Source organism: Snodgrassella alvi, from assembly GCF_040741455.2.
Lineage (GTDB): Bacteria > Pseudomonadota > Gammaproteobacteria > Burkholderiales > Neisseriaceae > Snodgrassella > Snodgrassella alvi_E.
Window position 1 is genome coordinate 1,280,162 of the sequence record NZ_CP160328.2, and the last position, 24,018, is coordinate 1,304,179.

A 24,018-nucleotide genomic window follows, 5' to 3' on the forward strand; every position below is an offset into this window, starting at 1 on the left:
GCAAATAAAACACTAAAACTAAGTTTCGGATAATATAAAAAAATCAACCCCATTCTTCCGAATGGGGTTGATTTTATCTTATATGTGATTGCGCAAATCAGCCATCATCCGGTTAAATTCTTCCCGATAGGCCGGCGCTACATACGGACGAAGCAAAGTCAACGTCTGATGAGTACCGCGGTATTTAGAGTCCTCAGTTAGCTTACGTTCATACAGCGCACTGTCATAATCACACCAATATTTTGTAATTAGCCAGATATTTACAGCCATTTCCTTACGAGCAATTTCATCCGTCTGAATAAAGCCGGTATCTGTCAGCTGCTGCAACAAATTTTGCAGCAGCGGTGACACCCTTACACGGGTAAAATTATTGTGCTCACCCAGAAGCTCAGCACTTCGCGACAGCATTGCATTCAAATCACTAAATAAAAAACGGTATCGCCACATTACATCATACACACCAAACATATAATTCTTAATGGCATTCGTATCCTGCGGCGTCTCCACCTGCTGCAGATAGCACAGCAATTCCTCACTATAGCGCTTAAAAAGCTGCATAATGATTTCATCTTTATTGCGAAAATGATAATACAAATTGCCCGGGCTAATGCCCAAATAAGAAGCAATATGATTCGTACTGATGTTGCGTTCACCCTCCTCATTAAACAGCTTCAGACTAGCATCAATAATACGATTATAAGTATTAGGGCGTGATTCTTTCACCATATTCATTTCTTTCAGATTATGCTGTCTCTTACCGCACAAATCATACTAACGGCATTTTTATCAGACTACTGGTCGCCGTTACTGAGGCTGCCATATGGGCTCAGGCTCCAGCCGCACCTGAAAACGCTGTGCCACACAATTCTGCACATATTCAGACAGCGCTACCACATCAGCGGCAGAGGCATGATCTTTATTTACCAGAACCAGCGCCTGCCGCTCATGTACCGCAGCACCACCCAACTGAAATCCTTTCAGGCCACACTGGTCTATCAGCCAGCCAGCTGCCAGTTTCACTTGTCCGTCCGGCTGCGGGTAATGCGGTAGAGACGGATATTGCTTCAAAAGGCTAGAAGCCAGTGTAGCTGGCACAACTGGATTTTTAAAGAAACTGCCGGCACTCCCAAGCACCTGCGGGTCAGGCAGCTTTTGCTTGCGGATATGGCACACAGCCTGTGCCACTATACTGGCGGTCAAAGCTTGTCCCTGTGCCAGTTCCGACGCCACCTGTGCCAAATCACCATAACGCAGCTGCGCTTTAAACACATGCGATAGCACAAACCGCACCGCCACAATCAGATAACGTCCCTCAGCATGTTTAAAAATACTGTCGCGATAAGCAAAACCGCACTCATCACAGTCAAGCCAGCACAGCTCATTCGTTTTAAAGTCGTAAACCTGCACCGCGTCAATACACGACTGCACCTCAACACCGTAGGCGCCAATATTCTGTACCGGTGCTGCACCCACCGTACCGGGGATCAGGCTTAGATTCTCCAGTCCGCACCAACCCTGAGCCAGCGTATATTGTACAAAATCATGCCAGTTTTCACCCGCGGCTGCTTCAACCACTACACGGTCTCCATCATCCGCCACCAGCTTAATACCATGATTGGCTACACGCACCACTAGTCCCGGATAATCAGCACAGAATAGAATATTACTCCCACCGCCCAGCCATAGCACGCGCTCGGGTTCAAATTGGGGTAAAGCCATGATTCTCGGCAACTGTTCAACATCAGTCAGAGATACCAACCAGCGTGCGCGTACCGGCAACGCAAAAGTATGCAGCGGCTGTAAATCAGCATATTCTGTCACATCCATCATGATTCCTTTTTCGCCTGCATCAGCGCAAATCGCTCACTCTGCCGGTGCAAATACCATACCAGAGCCACCGCAGCACCGGTTAGCGCTAGCACCAAAGCCAGCCAGAAACCATACAAAGCCATACCGAAATACAAGCCAAACAGACATCCAAAACCCAGACCCAAACCCCAAAAACTAAACGCATGAATCAGCATCGGAATCTTGGTCAGCTTATAGCCGCGCAGGGCGTACGAAGCAATCGTCTGCGTAGCATCGGATAACTGAAAAACGGCTGCAAAAATCAGCAGTGTGCCGCCCAGCAATACTACCTCCTGATCAGCTGTGTACAAACCCACCCAGAAGTGCCGAAACAATAACAACAGCACACCGGTAAAGCACGCACCCAGCAGTCCCATACTCAGACCCACACCAGAAACAAAACGGGCGCGTTGCCATTTGCGCGCACCTACTGCCTGTCCCACACACACCGCCAGCGCAATACCAACACTTTGCGGCAACATATAAATCAGCGACGTAATACTGATTACCACCTGCTGAGCCGCCACCTGAGTTACACCAAAACGCGCAATCAGCAAGCTGATAAATGTAAACAGGCTCACTTCAAGGAAAAACGACATCCCAATCGGAATACCCAATCTCAATAGCGAAGCCTGTACACGCCAGCGCGGACGTTCAAATCGAGCAAACAGCGCAAACGGTGCAAAATACCGCTGACGAACCACATAAATGCCCAGCACAATAGCATTAAACCAAAAACAAATAGCCGAAGCCAGACCACAGCCTGCCCCTCCCAACTCCGGCATTCCATACTTGCCATAAACAAAAATATAATTCAGTGGAATATTCAACAGCAGCGCAATCAAGCTCACCACCATAATCGGTTTTGGTCGGTTTAAAGAAGATGCAAATGCATAAAAAGCTCGATGAATCATCGCTGCCGGCATACCCAAGGCAATAAAGAACACAAACTGACCAAATACACCATCCACATAGGTGCCCATATTCAGCCAGTGCTGCATCGGCTTAATCAGCGCCCACAGCAGCAACATGCCCAATATGCCCAGAAACAAACCGAACCACAGTCCTTGTCGACCCTGCTCACCGATTTCTGTGGTTTTACCTGCGCCATACAACTGTGCCAGAATCGGCTGCAAAGCCGTCATCACCCCCAGAAACGTAATATAAAGCGTAATGAACACATTCGAGCCCAGAGCCACCCCAGCCAAATCATTGGCACTGGCATGTCCAGCCATTACCGTATCCACTACCCCCACACCCACCTGCGCTGCCTGTGCCACAAGAATCGGCAACGCCAGACGCAACAACCTGCGGCATTCAGCCCACAATTCACCACGTCCATGCAGATTCAGTTCAAACAACATCTTTCACCTACAAACTTAAACAATACAAACAACAAAAGACAGCAAACCATCACAGCCATCAAGCAGTCTGTTACCGCGCAGTAAACAATAAAACAGGCTGCCTGAATTTCTCCAGACAGCCTGCCAGCCAGAAAATCAGTTAGGCGCGTTTGCGGAATTCAAAAGTACGCGAATCGATTTCCACCTTATCGCCATTTTCAATATAAGCAGCTACCTGAATCTCGGCTCCACCTACCAAACGGGCATTCTTCATCACTTTACCAGAAGTATCACCTTTTACCGCAGGCTCCGTGTATTCCACTTCACGCACGATAATAGTTGGCAGCTCCACTGAAATAGCACGGCCGTCATAGAAAGTCACTTCACATTTTTCTTCCATGCCATCCACAATAAACTTGATGGCATCACCGATGTTTTCAGCTTCCACTTCATACTGATTAAATTCATCATCCATGAAAACATACATCGGGTCAGCAAAATAGCTATAAGTACACTGCTTACGATCCAGTACCACTACATCAAACTTCTCATCGGCTTTATAAACCGTTTCCGTAGCAGCACCAGTCAGCAAATTTTTCAGTTTCATTTTCACCACGGCAGCATTACGACCGGATTTATTGTATTCGGACTTCTGCACCACCATTGGATCATTGCCCACCATAAATACATTACCCGGGCGCAATTCTTGTGCGGTTTTCATCTTTAATCTAACTTCCAAAAATGTTCAGCAAATAATAAGTACATCATTTTAGCGGAAGATGGCAGAATCTGGCTAGTTTTTCAAGCGCATTGTCCTGCGCATGCAGCATTTCAGACCACGCCGCTGCCGCTTTTACCCAACTTTGCCAATTGCCACACAAATTCTGCCACGCCACCACACGGCTTAACTCATCCAGCTTGCCAGCTCCATTTAAATCATCCGACAAAGCCATAAACGCCCTTTGCAGCTCTACTGGCCACCCTGTCGTAGCCTTTGCCCAGAAAGCATGCAGTTTTTGCACATGCGCATTCTCGTTCTGCCGATAAATATGCCAGAAAAAAGGTAAACCGGCCCATAAAGCACGCACAAAACTGTCTTCTCCCCGCACAATTGCCGCATCAGCCAGCCACAGTAGCTGATCAAACGCCGCCTGTGGTACAAACGGAATACGCACCATTGTGACATTATCCAACTCATATATGGCACCATCTTCACGCAAGGCATCTGTCGGCACAATCGAAGCCGCACGCAAACTTTCCACCACCTGCCCACCAGCCAGCCACAACGTCACCGGTGTACCACCCTGCTGCCACATGTTCAACCATTGTGGCCAGCACACTGAAGCATAGGCAAATACTAGCCACAACTGGCCTTTATGCTGCTCAGGCAAACCATACTGTTGTCGGAATGCCTGCTGTAACTGTGGCTGCTGCCTAAATACAGCACGTTTTGTCAGATAATCTTTTTCACGCAGCAGGCCGCCACTGGCTGCATCCATACCCATAAACCAAAAGTACTTTTTCAGTCCGTCAGCCTGTAAGGACGGCATAGCATGCAAATCCAACGCCCAGTCTTCAGCCGTCAGATATTCCCAGTTTAGCCACAAAGGCTGACACCGGCTCATTCGTGCCCGCACTGCGTCAGGTAACGTACAACCAAAAGTTTCTATTACCAATACCGGATCAATAGCCTCAGCCAGCTGTCGCTGCATCAGCAGCTCATCCTGCCAGACTTCTACCATTACATGGGGCAAATACCCTTCCCGCTCCGGTACCAGCGTATCCAGAGCTTTCACATCATCAATCCACAGACGCACCCGTAGACACAAATACTCTGCCAGCAGACAGCTTAAACGCCAGCCCACGCCCACATCACCAAAATTATCAATTACTCGGACAAATACCCACGCCTCAGTAACCAAATCATCCGGAAGCGTATTTGCAGATTGATTCTTACTACACATTAAAAAATCCTTACCCAAGGTCTGGATTCATCGCAGAAAATCGCCAATTTCCCATCTGTCAAGATAAAAACAGACTTGACAAAACGATTTTATCCACATGAATTAAACCAGTCATGCTAAAGTCTGTAAAAAATCCGAATGGCTTTAATTTTTACAAACATATTTTTTAAATATATGATTTTAAAAGAAATTTATTTTAGGCTTATTTTTTAGGCAAGCCCATGCAAGTCTTGATTTATAGGCAATTATGCAAGCCAGACTTTCATTTTCCACAGATTTATCCACAAATATTGTGGGCATATCTTTAAACCCTTTAACAACAAGGTTTTTTACAGCAAAACAACTCCAAAAAGAAAAATAGTCAGAAACCATTAGCCGCTATGGTAAAATAAACAATGCTCTCTATAGTAATAAAGCCATTATGTCAGATGCACTTTTTGCCAAAGAAACCATAGCAGTATCTCTAGAAGAAGAAATGCGCCGTTCCTATCTCGATTACGCCATGAGCGTAATTGTAGGACGAGCCCTTCCCGATGTACGCGATGGCCTCAAACCGGTTCACCGCCGCGTTCTTTACGCTATGCACGAACTCAACAACGACTGGAACCGTGCCTACAAAAAATCAGCACGTATCGTCGGCGATGTTATCGGTAAATACCACCCGCACGGTGATACCGCTGTTTACGACACCATCGTCCGCATGGCACAAGATTTCTCTATGCGTTACATGCTGGTGGATGGACAAGGTAATTTTGGTTCCGTGGATGGCGACAGTGCCGCTGCCATGCGTTACACCGAAATCCGCATGGCAAAAATTGCGCACGAACTACTGGCTGATATCGATCAGGAAACCGTCGATTTTATTCCAAACTACGACGGCAGCGAAAACGAGCCGGCTGTACTGCCTACCCGGATTCCAGCCTTATTGGTGAACGGTTCATCGGGCATCGCCGTTGGCATGGCCACCAACATCCCGCCTCACAACATCAACGAAGTAATCGGCGGCGCCAAAGCCTTGCTGGCCAACGAAAACCTCAGCGTTGACGAACTGATCGACCTGATTCCCGCACCGGATTTTCCTACCGGCGGCATCATCTACGGCCTTTCCGGCGTACGTGAGGGCTACCGTACAGGCCGTGGCCGCGTCATCATGCGCGGCAAAACCCACATCGAGCCCATTGGTAAGCACGACGACCGTGAAGCCATCATCATTGATGAAATTCCCTATCAGGTCAATAAAGCCAGACTCGTTGAAAAAATCGGCGAACTCGTACACAACAAAGTGCTTGAAGGTATCTCTGATTTGCGCGACGAATCCGATAAATCCGGCATGCGCGTGGTAATTGAGCTGAAACGCAACGAAAACGCTGAAGTCGTTCTTAACCAGCTGTACAAATTAACTCAGCTACAAGACAGTTTCGGCATCAACATGGTAGCGCTCGTAGACGGCCAGCCACGACTGCTCAATCTCAAACAGATACTGAGCGAATTCCTGCGTCACCGTCGCGAAGTCGTTACTCGTCGTACCCTGTTTGCCCTGCGCAAAGCTCGCGAACGTGGACATATCCTTGAGGGACAGGCCGTTGCTTTATCTAATGTTGACGAAATCATCGCCCTCATTAAAGCTTCTGCCACACCACCTGAAGCCAAAGCAGCCTTAACCTCACGTCCGTGGCGTTCCGGCCTCGTAGCCGACATGCTGGCTCGCAGCGACATCGATGTGCAGCTGGTGAAACCAGAGGATGCACCCGACAATACCGGACTAATTGGCAATGATTACTTCCTGTCTGATGCACAGGCACAAGCCATCCTGGATTTGCGTCTGCAACGCCTTACCGGACTAGAACAGGATAAAATTGTTGATGAATACAGAAGTGTACTCGATAACATACTAGATTTGCTTGACATTCTGGCCAAGCCAGCACGTATCAACCAAATCATTCATGACGAACTGACCGCCATTCAGCAACAGTTTGGAGACGAGCGCCGCAGCGAAATCAACGCTTTCGGTGGCGACATCGCTGATGAAGACCTGATACCGCAGCGCGACATGGTGGTTACCCTCACCCACGGCGGCTACATCAAAACTCAGCAGGCAGACGATTATCAGGCACAACGACGCGGCGGCCGTGGCAAACAGGCCACTGCCACCAAAGATGAAGACTTCATCGAAACCCTGTTTGTTGCCAATACCCATGATTACCTGCTGTGCTTTACCAGCCTAGGCAAATGCCACTGGATAAAGGTGTACAAACTGCCTGAAGGCGGCCGCAACAGCCGCGGACGTCCGGTTAACAACGTAATTCAGCTGGAAGAAGGCGAAAAAATCAACACCATACTGCCGGTACGTGAATTTAGCGAAAACGAATACGTTTTCATGTGTACCGAACAGGGTATCGTTAAAAAAACCCCGCTTATCGATTTCTCCCGTCCGCGTACCGCCGGCATCATTGCCCTCGGACTCGACGAAGGCGACCACCTTATCGGTGCCGTTAAAACTGCCGGCAAACACGATATCATGCTGTTTTCCAACGGTGGTAAAGCCGTACGTTTCAGCGAAGACAACGTCCGCCCAATGGGGCGTAGCGCTCGCGGTGTACGCGGCATGAAACTGGCCGAAAACAATCAGGTGATCAGCTTATTGGCCTACGATGCCGAAGAAGATGGCAACAAACTGGTACTCACCGCCACTGCCAATGGTTATGGTAAGCGCACCATTGTAGACGACTACCGCCGCTCTGGCCGAGGTACTCAGGGCGTAATTGCCATCGATACCGGCGAACGAAATGGCGACATGGTTGCCGCTACCCTCGTAGCCGACAGCGACGATCTGATGCTCATTACCAGCGGTGGCGTACTCATCCGTACCAAAGTAGATCAGATACGCGCTACTGGCCGTGCTGCTGCCGGCGTCAAACTCATCAACCTCGATGAAGGCGAAAAACTGGTTAGCCTCGAGCGGATTGCCGAAGCAGAAGAAAACAGCAATACCGAAATAGATACACTGGATACGCACGACAACTGATGATTCCAGTGAACCAAAATAAAGCCGACTTTTAAAGTCGGCTTTATTTTACCTGTCCAAATAAATTCAGAATTAATAATTCATTGCCACACATTACTTGATAATAATAATGAAATCCACTATCATCTTTATCCACAAAAAGAAGTCACACTCAAAGGAAAAAACTATGTATGTTTGTCTGTGCAATGCCATCACTGATCGCCAGATAAAAGAAACTGTCGCTGCCGGTGCAAGCAGCCTGACTGACTTACAAGCACAACTTGGTGTCGCTACCTGCTGCGGCTGCTGCGCAGACTTGGCCAGCTCATTCCTATCCTGCCATCATGAAAATCAGACCAATTGCAGCAAACCCAACTCTAAATAAACAGCCACACCTCAGAATTACCCTAATTTCATCAATTAGCAGTACAAAAAAATAGCACCTGACAAAAAACTAAAAAAAACTCAAACCATCCAGATTAATCTAAAACTACTCTTCACTCTCTTTGCATATCCATACAGTAACAAAACAGATAGCCAGCATCAAAAATAAAACAATTCAGAGAACCATTCCCGCCAACTAAACTAACTGCCGTCACCCCAGACCACAGCACAGTAAACGTATTTACATTATTTCAACTGCTTATTCAACGTCCATGCCGAAGGATGAGCAGAAAACCCAATATGACCATAGTAATCAACTGCCTGTGGCGCTGCAATCAACACAACCTGCGCATCAGCCCGCGTATGCTGCTGAACTTCACGAATCAATTGTTTACCGATTCCCTGCTTCTGATATCGTTCGTCCACCGCCAGATCAGCCATATAAGTCACATAAACAAAATCGGTTAGGCAACGAGCAATCCCCACCAGCCTGTCCTTGTCCCATGCTGTAATAATCAGATTAGCATTATCCAGCATCAACTGAAAACGCTCCTCATCACCAATCGGCCGCCGCCCGCCCAACGTACAGTGACTATAGAGCTCAGTAGCTTCAGCCAGTGACGGCTTAACATCATTACGGTAAACAATATCAGTCATTATTATAACCATTTAAATTTTTATAATTTTATCTATCAGATTCCGATACATCCAGTCAATAATCAGCTTCTTACCTTTCATCCTCATTCAAACAAACATTCAAAGATGATGACCAATATTGCTTAAATATTCTGCAAAGCTTACCTGCTCACCCAGAGCACCTCGCTTACGTTGCTGATACCAGTCAATCTTATCATTTAAAATCCGTACATGCTGCTCCAGCTCAGCCTGCTGCTGCATAAACGCCGCACGTGTCTGCAATAACAATTCCAAGCGCTCTGAAATCGTTTCATCTCCTTGACTGCGCAAAAACACATACTGCTGCAACTGCGCCATACTCATACCCGTATTCTTCAAATGCAGCACAAACCGCATCCACTCAACATCCTTCTGCGTAAAATACCGACGTTTATTCGTACCTCGCTGAGGAGAAATCAACCCCAAACTCTCATAATACCGCACAGTCGCCGGAGTTAATCCAAACAAATTAGCAAAAGTGCGAATACTGAATTGCCGGCTATTAGAAGTAATCTTATCCATGACCAACACCATTCTTATTTATACATAATATCAAACATGATAAAATGTAATGTAATGTTAATTTAACAGTGCATTTTACAGTTTATTGTAAACAACAAACAAAGCATCGAACTCAAAAAACAAACACAGCAATACACATCTATATTTTCATCAAGGGGCTTAACGAATGGGCAATGCGTATTGGGCCGCCCGCGAAGGGGACATCCTATTACACACCTCGATGCTCGCAGACATCGTTGGTGCGGCTGTAGAAATAGCATGCTATGCAGCCATCACCGCCGCAGTAGGTTTTGCCATTTTCGGCACCATCACCACCGGCGGACTACTCCTAAGTGTCCTTGTCGGCGTACTCATGGCCATTTCAGGTGGTGATACCATCGTATCCAACCTCTCCAACTGGGTCAGTAGCCTCTTTCCGCCCTCCGAAGATGGCAAAATCAAAACCGGCTCGCCCAATACCCGCACCAATGGCAAAGCTTCCGCCCGCGCCGCAGGTGCCATAGATCAAAGCATTGAACTAAGTGACAGCAGCGAAGAACCACAGCAGCCCGAAAACTTCGCCGATATAGCAGGTATACTTATCGCAGCCGGAGAAATCGCCCAGGAATTTATTCGGCCAACAGTCGCCTCACCCGATCCCAGAGCAGAACCCAGAGATGACGACAAAATACTTTGCCGCAAACATCCGCATCCGTTCGGCACAGATGAATATCTGGCCGAAGGTTCCAGTAAGGTCTACATCAACAGCCAGCCGGCCGTACGCAGCAACGACCGCAGCACCTGCGAAGCCAAAGTCACCGACGACCATACCGGCGGCGTCAAAGTATCCAGCAACGTACGCATCGGTGGTGAGCCCATCGTCGTGCGTGAAATCAGAAGCGGCAAACACCCCGTTGCCCAGCTTATTGGTGTGGTTTCAGCCTTAAGACGTCCCCGCAAAATCTGTTCCAAAATCAAATGTCTTGTCCTGGCCATCGCCAGTAATGCAGGCACCAGCTTAGCCTCTGCCAAAATAGCACAAGCATTTACCCGCGGCCACCCCGTCCACCTCCCCACCGGTGCCAAACTCCTCTTCGACACCGAAGAGCTCGACTTCACCCTCCCCGCCCATCTGCCCCTCCAATGGCAACGCTTCTACAGCAGCGTCGACACCCGTACCCACAACATGTTCGGCGCCGGATGGAGCGTCAGCTTCGAAGTCGAAATCGAAATCTCCCCCCAGCCCGATGGCTCCTGTGCCGCCGTCTATATCAACGAACAAGGCCGCCGCCTCGAAATCGACCCCTTACAACCCGGCGAAGGCATGCGCGGCATCAACGAAAACCTCACCATCCGCCGTGGCCAGCACAACCGCTGGGTCATCGAAGACGACGACGGCCTTTACCGCCTCTTCGAGCCCGACCCCAACCAACCCCACCGCCTCTACCTCACCGCACTTCAAGATCGCAACGACAACCGCCTCCTTCTTTACCGCGACAGCCACAGCCGCATCATCGAAATCACCGACAACGACCGCAGCACCCGCCTCTCCCTGCACTATCAGCATCCCCAGCACCCACAACGCGTCACCACCATCAAACAGCAACTGGCCAATGGCCACAGCCGGGTACTGGCACAATACCAGTACACCGCACAGGGCGACCTCCAACACGTCATCGATGCCGAACAGCGGCACACCCGCACCTTTGCCTACGACACCGGCCGACGCCTCATCTACCACCGCCTGCCCACCGGCCTGCACTGCCACTACCAGTGGGATTACTTTGCCGATGCCGCCGAAACCGCCTGGCGCGTCACCCATCACTGGACCGAAGCAGATGGCCAGCGACAAGAAGACTATCACTTTCACTACGATATTGAGCAACGCCTCACCACCGTCAAAGACAGCCTGGGACGCATCAGCCAGCATTACTGGAACGAAGTCTACCAAATCACCCGCTACATCGACCCCCTTGGTCACACCACCGCATTTGAATGGAACGACAACCAACAACTCATCAGCGTCACCGACGCCCAAGGTGGACAATGGCGCTACAGCTATGACGAACAAGGACGCGAAACCGCCGAAACCGACCCACTGGGACGCACCACCCAGACCCAGTGGTTACCCCACTGGGCCTTACCCACCATCAGCGTCGACCCCGACGGCAGCACCTGGCGCTACTACTATGATGAACGCGGCAACCTGCTGACCGTCATCGACCCCTTAAAACAACGCACCCGCTACCAATACGACCAGCACGGCCAAATAACCAGAATCACCGATGCCAGAGGTGGGCACAAATACCTGCGCTGGAACCCGAACGGCCAGCTTATCCAACATACCGACTGCTCCGGCTCCCTGACCCAGCTTGGCTACGACCGCCATGGCAACCTGACCGACATCACCAACGCCATCGGCAACAGCAGCCGCTACCAGTACAACGCCGCCGGCGACCTTATCAGCGCCACCTTGCCCGATGGCCGCCAAGAACACTTCAGCGTCAATGCAGCAGGACAATTACTGACCTATACCGACCCCGCCGGCCACACCACCCATTACCATCGGGACCCGCGCGGACTGGTGCACCGACGCACCGATAGCGCCGGACGCAGCATCCGCTTTCACTATGATACCTATAGCCGGCTGACTACATTAACCAACGAAAACGGCGAGCATTACCAATTCACCTACGACGCCGGCGACCGCCTAACCGAACAGACCGATCTGGGCGGACGTAAACAAAAGCTGACTTACGATCAGCTGGATAACGTCAGTGCCGTTCACTTTGCTGCCGGCAGCCCCGCCGAAATCACCCACCGCTTCACACGCGATGCCATCGGCCGACTGATTGGCAAACACACCCCCGATGGCAACACCGCCTACCAGTACGACCCCGCCGACAACCTCATCAAAGTCGGCTACAAAAAAGCCGGCTTACCGACCGAGGCCGAAGCAGACATCATCACCTTTCGCTACGACATCATCGGCAACCTGCTGAGCGAAACCACCGCACAAGGCACCCTCAGCCATCAGTACGACCAACTGGGCAACCGCATCGCCACCACCTTGCCCGATGGCCGTACCCTCAACAACCTCTATTACGGTTCCGGCCATCTGCACCAAATCAACCTCGACGGCACCACCATCACCGACATCGAACGCGACCGCCTACATCGCGAAGTCCTGCGTAGCCAGGGACAACTGAACACCGAATTCAGATACGACCGCAACAGCCGCCTGCAACACAAACAGACCCGGCGTGGCCACAACACCATCCTGCCCGACATCCTTACCGACCGCCGCTACCAGTACGACAACCTCGACCGGCTGGTGAGTAAAAAACATACCCGGCAAGGACAGACCGATTACCACTATGACCGCACCGGCCGTATCGAAAGCTGCCGCAACCAGGCCTACTGGGAAACCCTGCAATACGATGCCGCTGCCAACCTGCTGGATAAAAGACGCAACGAAGACAGCAGTACCGACAACCAGAACCTGATACGCTTTAACCAGCTACTCCACTTTCGTGGCCTGCAATACACCTACGACGCACACGGCCGTACCCACAGCAAACAGACCGCCAGCGGTACTCAGTATTACCACTACGATGCCGAACACCGCCTGACCGAAGTGCGTATCGAAAAATTAAACTGTACCGAACGTTACGGCTATGTCTACGATGCCTTAGGCCGACGTATCGAAAAACACCAGATAGACCGGGCGGGCAAAGCCTGCAACCGTACCCGTTTCCTGTGGGACGGGCTGAGAATGATTCAGGAAACCCGTACTGACAGAAGCAAAAGCGTCTATATCTACACTGATGAAAGCGGCTATGAACCCTTAGCCAGAGTAGAGACCACCACCGGTACGGAACAGAAAGTGCTGTACTACCACACCGATGTCAACGGTGCCCCGGAAGAACTTACTGATGAAGACGGTCACATTGTATGGGCATGCAGTTATCAGCTGTGGGGCAAACCGATACAGGAAATCGAACACAGCCAGATACAACAGAACCTGAGGTATCAGGGGCAGTATTTAGACAGAGAAACGGGCTTACATTACAATACTTTCAGGTACTATGACCCGGATATAGGCAGATTCACGCAGCCGGACCCGATTGGGTTGCTGGGTGGGTTTAATCTGTATCAGTATGCGCCTAACTCACTGATGTGGATTGATCCGTGGGGGTTAAATGTAAAGCAATTTTCGTGCTTTAAAAGTATAAAATCTTTACAAGAAGGACCTCAAGGAACTGTAATAACTGTAAAATCAAAGAAAGAGGCTAATAATTTATTATTACAAGCATTTCCAAACGCGCAAAAAGTAAGAGGTATCGGTTCACAAGACGCTTCTGGAATTAGAAAAAAGCATAAAATTGAACAATTTAAGAAAAAAGATGGAAAAGTACGTTATAGAAAAGATTATCCAATCGATTCCAAAACTGGTAGAGTATACGGCCATGATGATCCAAAAGGAACTGGACATGGATCTTTACCACACATAAATATTAAACGTAAGGATGGAACAATGGTAAGGATAGATATTGATGAATAACGTTTCAATAGAAAAAATAATTGCTGCTATAGAGCAAGGTAAGGTTAGAGGTTTTGATGAAATAAAGGAGGTAGAAGGTGAGCGATTTTTTTTTCAATATGCACTGAAAAAGAAAAATGGTTTATATAATACCTATATTTTTCATATCATGGAAAAAAAAATAGAAATTATTGAAGATTATGGTGAAGAAGAAATTAAGGAATTTATAAATATATCAGATGCATTAAATTATTTTAAATCATTGGGTATAAATGTACAAAAATTCTCTAGTATAAAGGGAGTTCTACCATTTTAAATGATATAAAAATTAAAACATCATTTATTATTAAACGTAGAATCAAAAATTTAGTTTCGGTCTCCGCTATACCTACGACGAACACTGACGTACCGACCACAAACAGACCGCCAGCGGTACCCAGTATTACCACTACGATGCCGAACACCACCTGACCGAAGTGCGTATCGAAAAATTAAACTGTACCGAACGCTACGGCTATGTCTACGATGCCTTAGGCCGACGTATCGAAAAACACCAGATAGACCGGGCGGGCAAAGCATGCAACCGTACCCGTTTCCTGTGGGACGGGCTGAGAATGATTCAGGAAACCCGTACTGACAGAAGCAAAAGCGTCTATATCTACACTGATGAAAGCGGCTATGAACCCTTAGCCAGAGTAGAGACCACTACCGGTACGGAACAGAAAGTGCTGTACTACCACACCGATGTCAACGGTGCCCCGGAAGAACTTACTGATGAAGATGGTCATATTGTATGGGCGTGCAGCTATCAGCTGTGGGGCAAGCCGATACAGGAAATCGAACACAGCCAGATACAACAGAACCTAAGGTATCAGGGGCAGTATTTAGACAGAGAAACGGGCTTACATTACAATACTTTCAGGTATTATGACCCTGATATAGGCAGATTCACACAGCCGGACCCGATTGGGTTGCTGGGTGGGTTTAATCTGTATCAGTATGCGCCTAATGGGTTGATGTGGATTGATCCGTGGGGCTGGAGTTGTGCTAATACAAAAACTAAAAAAACGTCGTACAATGGTAAAAGTCGGAGAGATGCATTTCGACAAGCTAAGCGCGATGCTAATATTCCTATGAATCAACAACCTAAAAGTATCACCACTCCCTTTTTAAAGGATGGTTATGGCAATCTTATTATTGGTAAAAATGGACAGCCAATCAAAACTCGACAATACGAATTTATTGACAAAAACAAAAATTCAATTTTTATTCAGGAGCATAGCTTAGGACATATTAAAGCTACAAAAGGACATGGAGCAGAGCCACACTTTAATATTAGATCTTCAGATAATCTAAATACGGGGTATGTTCCAAGAACTCATGGTCATTAAAATTTTTAAAAGGGTATCAATATGTGGTACAAAAATGCAATAGGTAAAGAAAAAATTCAATTTATGTTTAATAATGAATTCGACATTGAATTATTTGAACTTTATAGTATTTCATTGGAAAAAAATTCAGAATTAAAATGTAATTTAATATGCAAAGGAATTCCAAAAACTCATCCAAAAAAATGGGATAAATTAGAGTTTAATGCATTGAATTTAACAATTATTTTTAATGAGATTATTCAAATGAATATATCTGGAACAAAAATTGGATTTTTTTGTTTACCAAAAATCAATTCTTCAATCGATTATTCTGAAATAACAATTAAACATGGCGAATTCCAACTTTACTGTAAATCCAAATTTTTAACAATAGATAATATAACTCCTTATATAGATATACGATGGGATTAGAACTTAAATTCTATTAGATTTTATTTATATATATAACTTTAGCTATTTCATTTTTTTCAAATAATGATTATATCATATAACAAATAATAATTAATTTTTATACGCATTTATAAATACGCAGAAAGTAAGTCTTATTAATTCTCAAGAAGCTTCGGGTTTTAGAAATTTAAACCACTGATATGGATAATTATCACCACCGGCACGGAACAAAAAGTGCTGTACTACCACACCGATGTCAACGGTGCCCCAGAAGAACTTACTGATGAAGACGGTCACATTGTATGGGCATGCAGCTATCAGCTGTGGGATAAATCTACGCAATTATTAAGATACGCTTAGACAATATAAAAACATCTTAGAAATTGGAAGTACATCAACACATTGAAATGTGCTGTTGCCTACTAATATGTTTAGATTAAAAATGGTGATTAATCATGAAATATTTGCTCAATAAAAAATACTTGAATTAAAGTGAACTTGAAGTTTTATACTTAATCATCAAAACATTTCAAGATAAACACCATGAATTCATCATTTAAACAAATCTTTCCACTAGGTGAAGAAAATATCAACTATGCTCAATATTTTATTGGTCAGAGCTATTTAGCTAATCTGGCCGCTATTGATGACAATGTCGATGTAGACGTTAGCAATGTTACTTTCGAGCCAGGCTGCCACAACCATTGGCACAAACATTTAAATGGCTATCAAATATTACTTGCTACTGCCGGTCAGGGTTGGTATCAAGAAGCAGGCAAACCGGCACAATTACTTAATCCTGGCGATGTTGTGGTTATTCATGCGGGAGTCAAACATTGGCATGGAGCAACGAAAGATAGTTGGTTCAGTCATGTGGCCATTACCAAAGGTCAAAGCGAATGGCTGGAACCCGTAGCAAGCAGCGATTACAACGCTCTGTAATTTTTAATCTACAGGAGTACAGCAATGAAAAAACAGACAGCAGGTCATGAACTTTTAGGCGAATTTGCACCTCAGTTTGCTCATTTTAATGATGATGTTTTATTTGGTGAAGTTTGGTCACGAGAACAACAATTGCCAGCACATCAGCGCAGCATGATTACTATTTCAGCATTAATCTGTGCCGGTAATTTCGAGCAATTAAGTGCCCATCTGAATATTGGCAGACAAAATGGCATCACCAAAGATGAAATTGTTGAAATTATTACTCATTTGTCCTTTTATGTGGGCTGGCCGAAGGCTTGGTCTGCATTTAATCTAGCCAAGCAAATTTATCAAGACAATGAAAAGTAATTTGCGCTAAACTTCAAATGTATTCAGATATTTGATAATTTTGAAATTTTTCCCTGGTCAAACTTAAGCTCAGACACTATAGCTAATTTGCCAGCTAATATTTATATACTTGTCATTTAATCTTATCAAAACAGCAATCGGTGTTTGAGCACTAAACGGAACTAATCAAAGGAGTAAAACATGGCAGTTCAAAATAAAGTAGTCATCATAACCGGTGCATCATCAGGTATTGGCGCAGCAACTGCACGCTTACTAGCTCAAAACGGAGCAAAAGTCGTACTTGCTGCGCGCCGCGAATCACAGCTTCAACAACTACAACAACAGATTACTCAGTCTGGCGGTGAGGCCGTTTATCAAGTTACAGATGTGCGCCAGCCGGAAGAGATGCATGCATTAGTTGAGCTGGCTAAAAAACATTTTCAGGGTGTAGATGTGATATTTAATAACGCCGGTATTATGCCTAACTCCCCTATCAGTGCTCTTCAGACAAACGATTGGAATAATATGATTGATATTAATCTGAAGGGTGTGCTAAATGGAATTGCTGCGGTCATGCCTATTTTCGCGAAACAGAAATCTGGCCATATCATTACTACCTCTTCAATTGCTGGCTTGAAAAGCTTCATGGGCTGTGGTGTTTATGGCGCAACTAAATTTGCCGTACGTAATCTGATGGAAGTTATCCGGCAGGAAAGTGCCACTGAACAAACCAATATCCGTACTACTACTTTGTATCCTGCAGCGATCAATACAGAGCTGTTACAAAGTATTTCTGATGCAAATGTGCTGCAAAGTATGACTCAATTATACAATCAGGTTGGCATCAGCCCTGAAGCCATTGCTCGTGCTGTTAACTTTGCCATTGAGCAGCCGGAAGATACCAATATTAGTGAGCTGACTATCTATCCAACTAAACAAGCTTAATCAAATTATCTGGAATACAATATTTGTAGTAAATACGAAAGCAAAAGCTTTATGCTTTTGCTTTTTGTATATCAATTTAATTTGTTACTGCAGAAATCAACAATAATTACTGAATTAGTTTAACTTATTATTTAATAGTGCATTTTACAGATCAATACCATATCAATAAGCTTTTAAAAAGTTTATAGTATTTTTATTACAATTAAATATTTGTTTACTGGTCTCAATGATTCTTTTGATGCATCAGCTCTTATCATTAATTTGTAAATGACATATACTTTGAAGTTTAAAACATTATACTGAGAAATATTTTCTCATGGTTGAACTTAAGTAATAGAAAAGCCCGAGCAATGCTCGGGCTTAAAACATTTTTTATTATAATCAGATTATTTATCTGATTATATAAATCAATGTTATTTTCGATGAGTGCGCAGGTAATCCAGAGTTTTCAGTTGAGCAATCGCCGCAGCTAAAGCCACATGAGCTTTGGCCAGTGAAACATCATCCTTGGCCTCATGGATACCGGATTCGGCTGCTTTTTTGGCTTCTTCGGCACGCTGCTGATCCATTTCTTCACTGCGAACGGCCACATCTGCCAAAAGCGTAAGCTTATTCGGCTGTACTTCCAGAACACCGCCTGATACTGCTACCAGAATTTCTTCTTTCTGGTCAGGTACGGTCAAACGAAGAGCACCAGGACGCACCAAGCTCATAATGGGTTCATGGCGAGGGTAAATACCTAGCTCACCTTCCAGAGTCGGCACAACAACAAAGCTGGCTTCACCTGAATAGATGTTTTCTTCGTTACTCACCACTTCCACTTGCATGGTACTCATCAAGCGCTCCTTAGTTTAGGGTTTTCGCTTTTTCAGCAGCTTCTTCAATATTGCCTACCATGTAAAAAGCTTGTTCAGGCAGGTGATCGTACTCACCATTCAGAATAGCTTTAAAGCCGGCAATGGTATCACGCAGTGAAACATATTTACCCGGCGCACCGGTAAACACTTCTGCTACGTGGAATGGCTGTGATAAAAAGCGCTGGATCTTACGTGCGCGGTTTACGGTTAGTTTGTCTTCATCAGACAATTCATCCATACCCAGAATCGCAATGATATCGTTCAACTCTTTGTATTTTTGCAAAGTAGTCTGTACACCACGTGCAACGTCATAATGTTCCTGACCAATTACAGCGGGGTCTAGCTGGCGTGAAGTAGAGTCCAGCGGATCCACTGCCGGATAAATACCTAAAGAAGCAATATCACGGCTTAACACCACAGTTGCATCCAAGTGGGCAAATGTTGTGGCCGGAGATGGGTCAGTCAGGTCATCTGCAGGTACATACACGGCTTGGATAGAAGTAATGGAACCAGTTTTAGTAGAAGCAATTCGCTCCTGTAGACGACCCATTTCTTCAGCCAGTGTTGGCTGATAACCCACAGCAGACGGCATACGCCCTAGCAAAGCTGATACTTCAGTACCGGCCAGTGTGTAACGGTAAATGTTGTCGATGAACAGCAGTACGTCACGGCCTTTACCGTTTTCATCTTTTTCATCACGGAAGTATTCCGCCATGGTCAGACCAGTTAAAGCTACACGCAGACGGTTACCAGGTGGTTCGTTCATCTGACCATACACCATGGCCACTTTATCCAGTACGTTGGAGTCTTTCATCTCGTGATAGAAGTCATTACCTTCACGAGTACGTTCTCCTACACCGGCAAACACAGACAAACCACTGTGTGCTTTGGCAATGTTGTTAATCAGTTCCATCATGTTAACGGTTTTACCAACGCCGGCACCACCAAACAAGCCAACTTTACCGCCTTTGGCAAAAGGACACAGCAGGTCAATCACCTTGATACCCGTTTCCAGCAATTCAGTTGAGCTGGAAAGCTCATCAAATTTCGGTGCCTGTTGGTGAATGGAGCGGGTAGTACTGGTCTGAATTTCGCCAGCTTCATCCACCGGATGACCCAAAACGTCCATAATCCGACCCAATGTAGCTGTACCAACCGGTACAGTAATCGGTGCGCCGGTATTAACTACGGCCATACCGCGTTTCAGACCATCGGAAGTACCCATAGGGATGGTACGCACGATACCATCACCCAGTAACTGTTCAACTTCAAGAGTCAAATCAGTATCAACCAGTTTAAGAGCGTCATACACATTGGGTATGGAATCATGTGGGAATTCTACGTCCACTACCGCACCAATGATTTGTACGATTTTGCCTTGGCTCATTATCGCATCCTAAGTTTATTTGACCTGTACTGCTTAAACAGCAGCAGCACCGGCCACAATTTCTGACAACTCTGTGGTAATCGCTGCCTGACGCGATTTGTTATACACCAGACGCAATTCTTTAATGGCATTGCTTGCATTATCGGTAGCAGCTTTCATCGCTACCATACGCGCAGCCTGCTCGGCAGCCATATTTTCAGATAAGGCCTGATAAACCACAGACTCTAAATAACGGCGGACTAAAAATTCCAGCACCTGTTGTGGCGAGGGTTCGTATACATATTCCCAGCTGTATTCCTTACTTTCAGATACCTGATCCAGAACATTCTGCCCGATGGGCAGCAGTGTTTCCAGACGTGGTTCCTGACGCATGGTATTGATAAAGCCGGCATAAACCAGATAAATGGCATCCAGTTTACCTTCTGCATAACGCTGAAAAATTTCCGTTAACGGACCCAGCAATGTAGCCACTCTAGGTGTATCACCTAGACCCACAGCACTGGCAATGACATTCAAACCCACTCGGTTACAGGCGGCCAGTCCTTTACTGCCGAGACATACAACTTCGGCCTCAAGCCCCTGCTGATTGCATTCTTGCACTTTACTGAAGAATGCTTTAAGGATATTGGCATTCAGACCACCACATAGTCCTTTATCAGTCGTAATAACAATAAATCCTACTCGCTTACTGTCATTATTACTACGCAACAGCGGGACGTTGTGATTAGAATGGGTTTGTGCCAGATGGCTCATCACCAGACGAATTTTATCGGCATACGGACGCGCCTGACGCATCCGTTCCTGAGTCTTCCGCATTTTAGAGGTTGACACCATCTGCATCGCTTTAGTGATCTTTTGGGTATTTTGAACACTGCGAATTCGGGTGAGAATCTCTTTTCCTACTGCCATTTCAGACTCCTTTCAATGACACGTTTACGCCTGATAGCCGTAAGACGATTTGAAGGTCTTCATGGCGTTGTCCAATGCTTTGGCATTGTCATCGCTTAATGCACCGGTGGCATCGATGTCCTGTAATACATTTGGACACTGAGTACGCACATAGCCCAAAAATTCTGACTCAAAATTCAATGCCTTGGACACAGGAACATCATCATATGAGCCATTATTGATTGCCCACAGAGTTAGTGCCATTTCACCTGTACTCAACGTGCTGAACTGTTTCTGTTTCATCAGTTCGGTCACAACTTCACCATGACGCAACTGTTTGCGTGTTGCTTCGTCCAAATCAGAAGCAAACTGAGAAAACGCCGCAAGTTCTCGATACTGAGCCAATGCCAGACGAATACCACCACCCAGTTTTTTGATAACTTTAGTCTGAGCAGCACCACCTACGCGGGATACAGAGATACCAGCATTAATGGCCGGACGAATACCGGAGTTAAACAGGTCGGTTTCTAGGAATATCTGTCCGTCAGTAATGGAAATTACATTGGTCGGTACAAATGCAGAAACGTCACCAGCCTGTGTTTCAATAATTGGCAATGCAGTTAATGAACCGGTTTTGCCTTTTACTGCACCTTTGGTCAGTTCTTCTACTTCATGTGCGTTAATACGGGAAGCACGTTCTAGCAGACGTGAGTGCAGATAGAATACGTCACCCGGATAAGCTTCGCGGCCAGGTGGACGGCGCAATAGCAGGGAAATTTGACGATAGGCTACGGCCTGTTTGGACAAGTCATCATAGACAATCAGGGCATCTTCACCATTATCACGGAAGAATTCACCCATACTACAACCAGCATACGGAGCGATATATTGCAGCGCAGCTGCTTCAGAGGCAGTAGCTGCTACAATAATGGTATGATCCATCGCACCATGTTCTTCCAGTTTGCGCACTACGCTAGCAATGGAAGAAGCTTTCTGGCCGATGGCTACATAAATACAGATTACGCCGGTATCTTTCTGGTTAACAATAGCATCCAGAGCCACGGCTGTTTTACCTGTCTGGCGGTCACCGATAATTAATTCACGCTGTCCGCGGCCAATAGGCACCATTGAATCAATGGCTTTCAGACCGGTTTGCATTGGCTGATCAACAGATTGACGTGCAATTACACCCGGAGCAATTTTTTCTACCGGAGCAGTATGTGTAGCATTAATCGGTCCCTTACCATCAATGGGGCGACCCAGTGCATCTACGACGCGGCCTACCAGCTCACGGCCTACTGGCACTTCCAGAATGCGACCAGTACAGGTAACTTCGTCACCTTCTTTAATGTGTTCGGATTCGCCCAGAATCACGGCACCTACAGAATCGCGCTCCAGGTTCATGGCGAGACCAAATGTATTGCCGGGAAACTCGAGCATTTCACCTTGCATCACGTCTGACAAGCCATGTACGCGCACAATCCCGTCAGTTACAGACATTACGGTACCACGGGTACGTAATTCTGTATCTACGTTCAGGTTTGCGATTTTAGCTTTAATCAAATCGCTAATTTCAGCAGGATTAAGCTGCATGAAAACTCTCCTAATTCATCAATGCCGTATGCAGGCTGTTTAATCTACCCTGCACCGACAAATCCAATACTCGGTCACCAACTTCTACTTTTATGCCACCAATTAATTCTGGGGCAACCACCTGATGCGCTTTCAACCGTGTGTTGAAATGGGCTTCCAGATCCACTACTACTTGTGCAAACTGCGCTTTATCAATAGGGTAGGCTGTGTATACGGTGGCTTCTTTTATGTCGTTAAGGGACAAAGCATAGTCTTGGAATAACGTATAAATTTCTGGCAAAACTGTTAAGCGTTTGTTCTGCGCCAGCACAAAAATGAAGTTTTTCAAATCTTCTGCGGGCGTAAAATCCACTAAAGACAGGATTTCTTTTGCCTTTTCAGTGTATTCGCATTCCGGCTCATCTATTAGTAACTGCACTTTCGGTTGCAGTATGATTTCAGCCAGTGTTTTCAGTTCGTCCAACCAAGACTCAATCTGATTCTGTTCTTGCGCCAGACTAAACAATGCCTTGGCATAAGGTCTGGCTATGGTTGCGAACTCAGCCATGGGATTACAGCTCCTGTTTCAGGTTCGCCAGTAAATCAGCGTGACGTGAAGGATTAACTTCACTGCGCAGGATAGATTCGGCACCTTTTACAACCAAATCTGCTACCTGCTGCCGCAGTGCTTCACGGGCCCGGTTAGCTTCCTGCTCTACATCAGCTTTTGCCTGAGCCATGATACGGGCAGCTTCTTCGGATGCCTGAGTTTTGGCATCCTCAACAATCTGCGCGGCACGCTTTTCCGCATTGGCCACCATTTCGGAGACCTGACTGCGACCCTCGGCCAAGATATCAGCAACACGTTTTTCCGCCTGAGCAAAATCGTTTTTTCCACGTTCGGCAGCAGCCAAACCTTCGGCAATTTTGTCGGCACGGGCATCAAGTACTTTGACGATGGGTGGCCATACGAATTTCATCGTAAATAGCACAAACATGACAAAAACAAGTACTTGTGCAATTAGGGTTGCGTTGATATTCACGATTAAACCTT

Annotated in this window: 23 protein-coding genes; 10 read left to right on the forward strand and 13 right to left on the reverse strand. The window is 46.4% G+C overall.

The window, feature by feature from the left end:
* Positions 1 to 78: 78 nt before the first annotated feature.
* The 5 genes from ABU615_RS05760 to earP form a co-directional block, all read right to left on the reverse strand.
* Positions 79 to 732, reverse strand: coding sequence for a TetR/AcrR family transcriptional regulator (locus ABU615_RS05760; protein WP_100140773.1), 654 nt, complete (start codon positions 730 to 732; stop codon positions 79 to 81).
* Between the two features lie 72 nt (positions 733 to 804).
* Positions 805 to 1,830: a UDP-N-acetylmuramate dehydrogenase gene (gene murB / locus ABU615_RS05765; protein ID WP_370388688.1), complete on the reverse strand. Its 1,026-nt coding sequence runs from the start codon at positions 1,828 to 1,830 to the stop codon at positions 805 to 807.
* On the reverse strand, positions 1,827 to 3,212 hold the full coding sequence (locus ABU615_RS05770) for an MATE family efflux transporter (RefSeq protein ID WP_267403919.1): 1,386 nt from the start codon (positions 3,210 to 3,212) through the stop codon (positions 1,827 to 1,829). The genes murB and ABU615_RS05770 overlap by 4 nt, the downstream gene beginning before the upstream one ends.
* Before the next feature lie 139 nt (positions 3,213 to 3,351).
* Positions 3,352 to 3,912: an elongation factor P gene (gene efp / locus ABU615_RS05775; protein ID WP_025331610.1), complete on the reverse strand. Its 561-nt coding sequence runs from the start codon at positions 3,910 to 3,912 to the stop codon at positions 3,352 to 3,354.
* 43 nt (positions 3,913 to 3,955) lie between these two features.
* The gene (gene earP, locus ABU615_RS05780) at positions 3,956 to 5,155 is read right to left on the reverse strand and encodes an elongation factor P maturation arginine rhamnosyltransferase EarP (RefSeq protein WP_370388689.1); all 1,200 of its coding nucleotides are present in this window, start codon (positions 5,153 to 5,155) and stop codon (positions 3,956 to 3,958) included.
* Between the two features lie 421 nt (positions 5,156 to 5,576).
* Here earP and gyrA point away from each other — a divergent pair, with 421 nt between their 5' ends.
* A complete protein-coding gene (gene gyrA, locus ABU615_RS05785) occupies positions 5,577 to 8,180 on the forward strand; it encodes a DNA gyrase subunit A (protein WP_369608628.1) in 2,604 nt (867 codons plus the stop codon).
* A 166-nt stretch (positions 8,181 to 8,346) separates the two neighbouring features.
* Positions 8,347 to 8,544, forward strand: a complete 198-nt coding sequence (locus tag ABU615_RS05790; RefSeq protein WP_100140779.1) for a (2Fe-2S)-binding protein — start codon at positions 8,347 to 8,349, stop codon at positions 8,542 to 8,544.
* A 245-nt stretch (positions 8,545 to 8,789) separates the two neighbouring features.
* On the opposite strand, the gene ABU615_RS05795 is transcribed toward ABU615_RS05790, so the two are convergent.
* Positions 8,790 to 9,200 (reverse strand): GNAT family N-acetyltransferase, encoded by a 411-nt coding sequence (locus ABU615_RS05795; RefSeq protein WP_370388690.1) that lies wholly within the window; start codon positions 9,198 to 9,200, stop codon positions 8,790 to 8,792.
* Positions 9,201 to 9,299: 99 nt separating this feature from the next.
* Entirely contained in the window at positions 9,300 to 9,740 is a 441-nt protein-coding gene (locus ABU615_RS05800; protein ID WP_267403927.1) for a MerR family transcriptional regulator, read from the reverse strand.
* Between the two features lie 166 nt (positions 9,741 to 9,906).
* Here ABU615_RS05800 and ABU615_RS05805 point away from each other — a divergent pair, with 166 nt between their 5' ends.
* The 8 genes from ABU615_RS05805 (at position 9,907) to ABU615_RS05840 (ending at position 18,260) form a co-directional block, all read left to right on the forward strand.
* Positions 9,907 to 14,283 carry an RHS repeat-associated core domain-containing protein gene (locus tag ABU615_RS05805; protein ID WP_370388691.1) on the forward strand — a complete coding sequence of 1,459 codons (4,377 nt, stop codon included), beginning with the start codon at positions 9,907 to 9,909 and terminating at the stop codon, positions 14,281 to 14,283.
* Entirely contained in the window at positions 14,276 to 14,578 is a 303-nt protein-coding gene (locus ABU615_RS05810; protein ID WP_370388692.1) for a hypothetical protein, read from the forward strand. The genes ABU615_RS05805 and ABU615_RS05810 overlap by 8 nt, the downstream gene beginning before the upstream one ends.
* Positions 14,579 to 14,738: 160 nt before the next feature.
* Positions 14,739 to 15,653, forward strand: coding sequence for an RHS repeat-associated core domain-containing protein (locus ABU615_RS05815; RefSeq protein WP_370388693.1), 915 nt, complete (start codon positions 14,739 to 14,741; stop codon positions 15,651 to 15,653).
* 21 nt (positions 15,654 to 15,674) lie between these two features.
* On the forward strand, positions 15,675 to 16,064 hold the full coding sequence (locus ABU615_RS05820; RefSeq protein WP_367486565.1) for an Imm50 family immunity protein: 390 nt from the start codon (positions 15,675 to 15,677) through the stop codon (positions 16,062 to 16,064).
* A gap of 213 nt (positions 16,065 to 16,277) precedes the next feature.
* On the forward strand, positions 16,278 to 16,403 hold the full coding sequence (locus ABU615_RS05825; RefSeq protein WP_367430377.1) for an RHS domain-containing protein: 126 nt from the start codon (positions 16,278 to 16,280) through the stop codon (positions 16,401 to 16,403).
* 183 nt (positions 16,404 to 16,586) lie between these two features.
* Complete coding sequence (locus tag ABU615_RS05830; protein WP_100141191.1) at positions 16,587 to 16,985, forward strand: cupin domain-containing protein; 399 nt, start codon at positions 16,587 to 16,589, stop codon at positions 16,983 to 16,985.
* A 24-nt stretch (positions 16,986 to 17,009) separates the two neighbouring features.
* Positions 17,010 to 17,336 (forward strand): carboxymuconolactone decarboxylase family protein, encoded by a 327-nt coding sequence (locus tag ABU615_RS05835; protein WP_367486563.1) that lies wholly within the window; start codon positions 17,010 to 17,012, stop codon positions 17,334 to 17,336.
* Positions 17,337 to 17,516: 180 nt separating this feature from the next.
* On the forward strand, positions 17,517 to 18,260 hold the full coding sequence (locus ABU615_RS05840; RefSeq protein ID WP_370388694.1) for an SDR family oxidoreductase: 744 nt from the start codon (positions 17,517 to 17,519) through the stop codon (positions 18,258 to 18,260).
* Between the two features lie 413 nt (positions 18,261 to 18,673).
* Here ABU615_RS05840 and ABU615_RS05845 read toward each other — a convergent pair whose 3' ends face one another.
* From ABU615_RS05845 to ABU615_RS05870, 6 genes are read right to left on the reverse strand one after another with little or no spacing between them, the layout of a single operon-like run.
* Positions 18,674 to 19,096, reverse strand: coding sequence for a F0F1 ATP synthase subunit epsilon (locus ABU615_RS05845; protein WP_100156701.1), 423 nt, complete (start codon positions 19,094 to 19,096; stop codon positions 18,674 to 18,676).
* A 10-nt stretch (positions 19,097 to 19,106) separates the two neighbouring features.
* Positions 19,107 to 20,504 (reverse strand): F0F1 ATP synthase subunit beta, encoded by a 1,398-nt coding sequence (gene atpD / locus ABU615_RS05850; protein WP_100100496.1) that lies wholly within the window; start codon positions 20,502 to 20,504, stop codon positions 19,107 to 19,109.
* 33 nt (positions 20,505 to 20,537) lie between these two features.
* Positions 20,538 to 21,413, reverse strand: a complete 876-nt coding sequence (gene atpG / locus ABU615_RS05855) for a F0F1 ATP synthase subunit gamma (RefSeq protein ID WP_100141186.1) — start codon at positions 21,411 to 21,413, stop codon at positions 20,538 to 20,540.
* 24 nt (positions 21,414 to 21,437) lie between these two features.
* Positions 21,438 to 22,985, reverse strand: coding sequence for a F0F1 ATP synthase subunit alpha (gene atpA, locus ABU615_RS05860; protein ID WP_100151587.1), 1,548 nt, complete (start codon positions 22,983 to 22,985; stop codon positions 21,438 to 21,440).
* 10 nt (positions 22,986 to 22,995) lie between these two features.
* Entirely contained in the window at positions 22,996 to 23,532 is a 537-nt protein-coding gene (locus ABU615_RS05865) for a F0F1 ATP synthase subunit delta (RefSeq protein ID WP_267408582.1), read from the reverse strand.
* 4 nt (positions 23,533 to 23,536) lie between these two features.
* The gene (locus tag ABU615_RS05870) at positions 23,537 to 24,007 is read right to left on the reverse strand and encodes a F0F1 ATP synthase subunit B (protein ID WP_025331626.1); all 471 of its coding nucleotides are present in this window, start codon (positions 24,005 to 24,007) and stop codon (positions 23,537 to 23,539) included.
* Positions 24,008 to 24,018 lie beyond the last annotated feature (11 nt).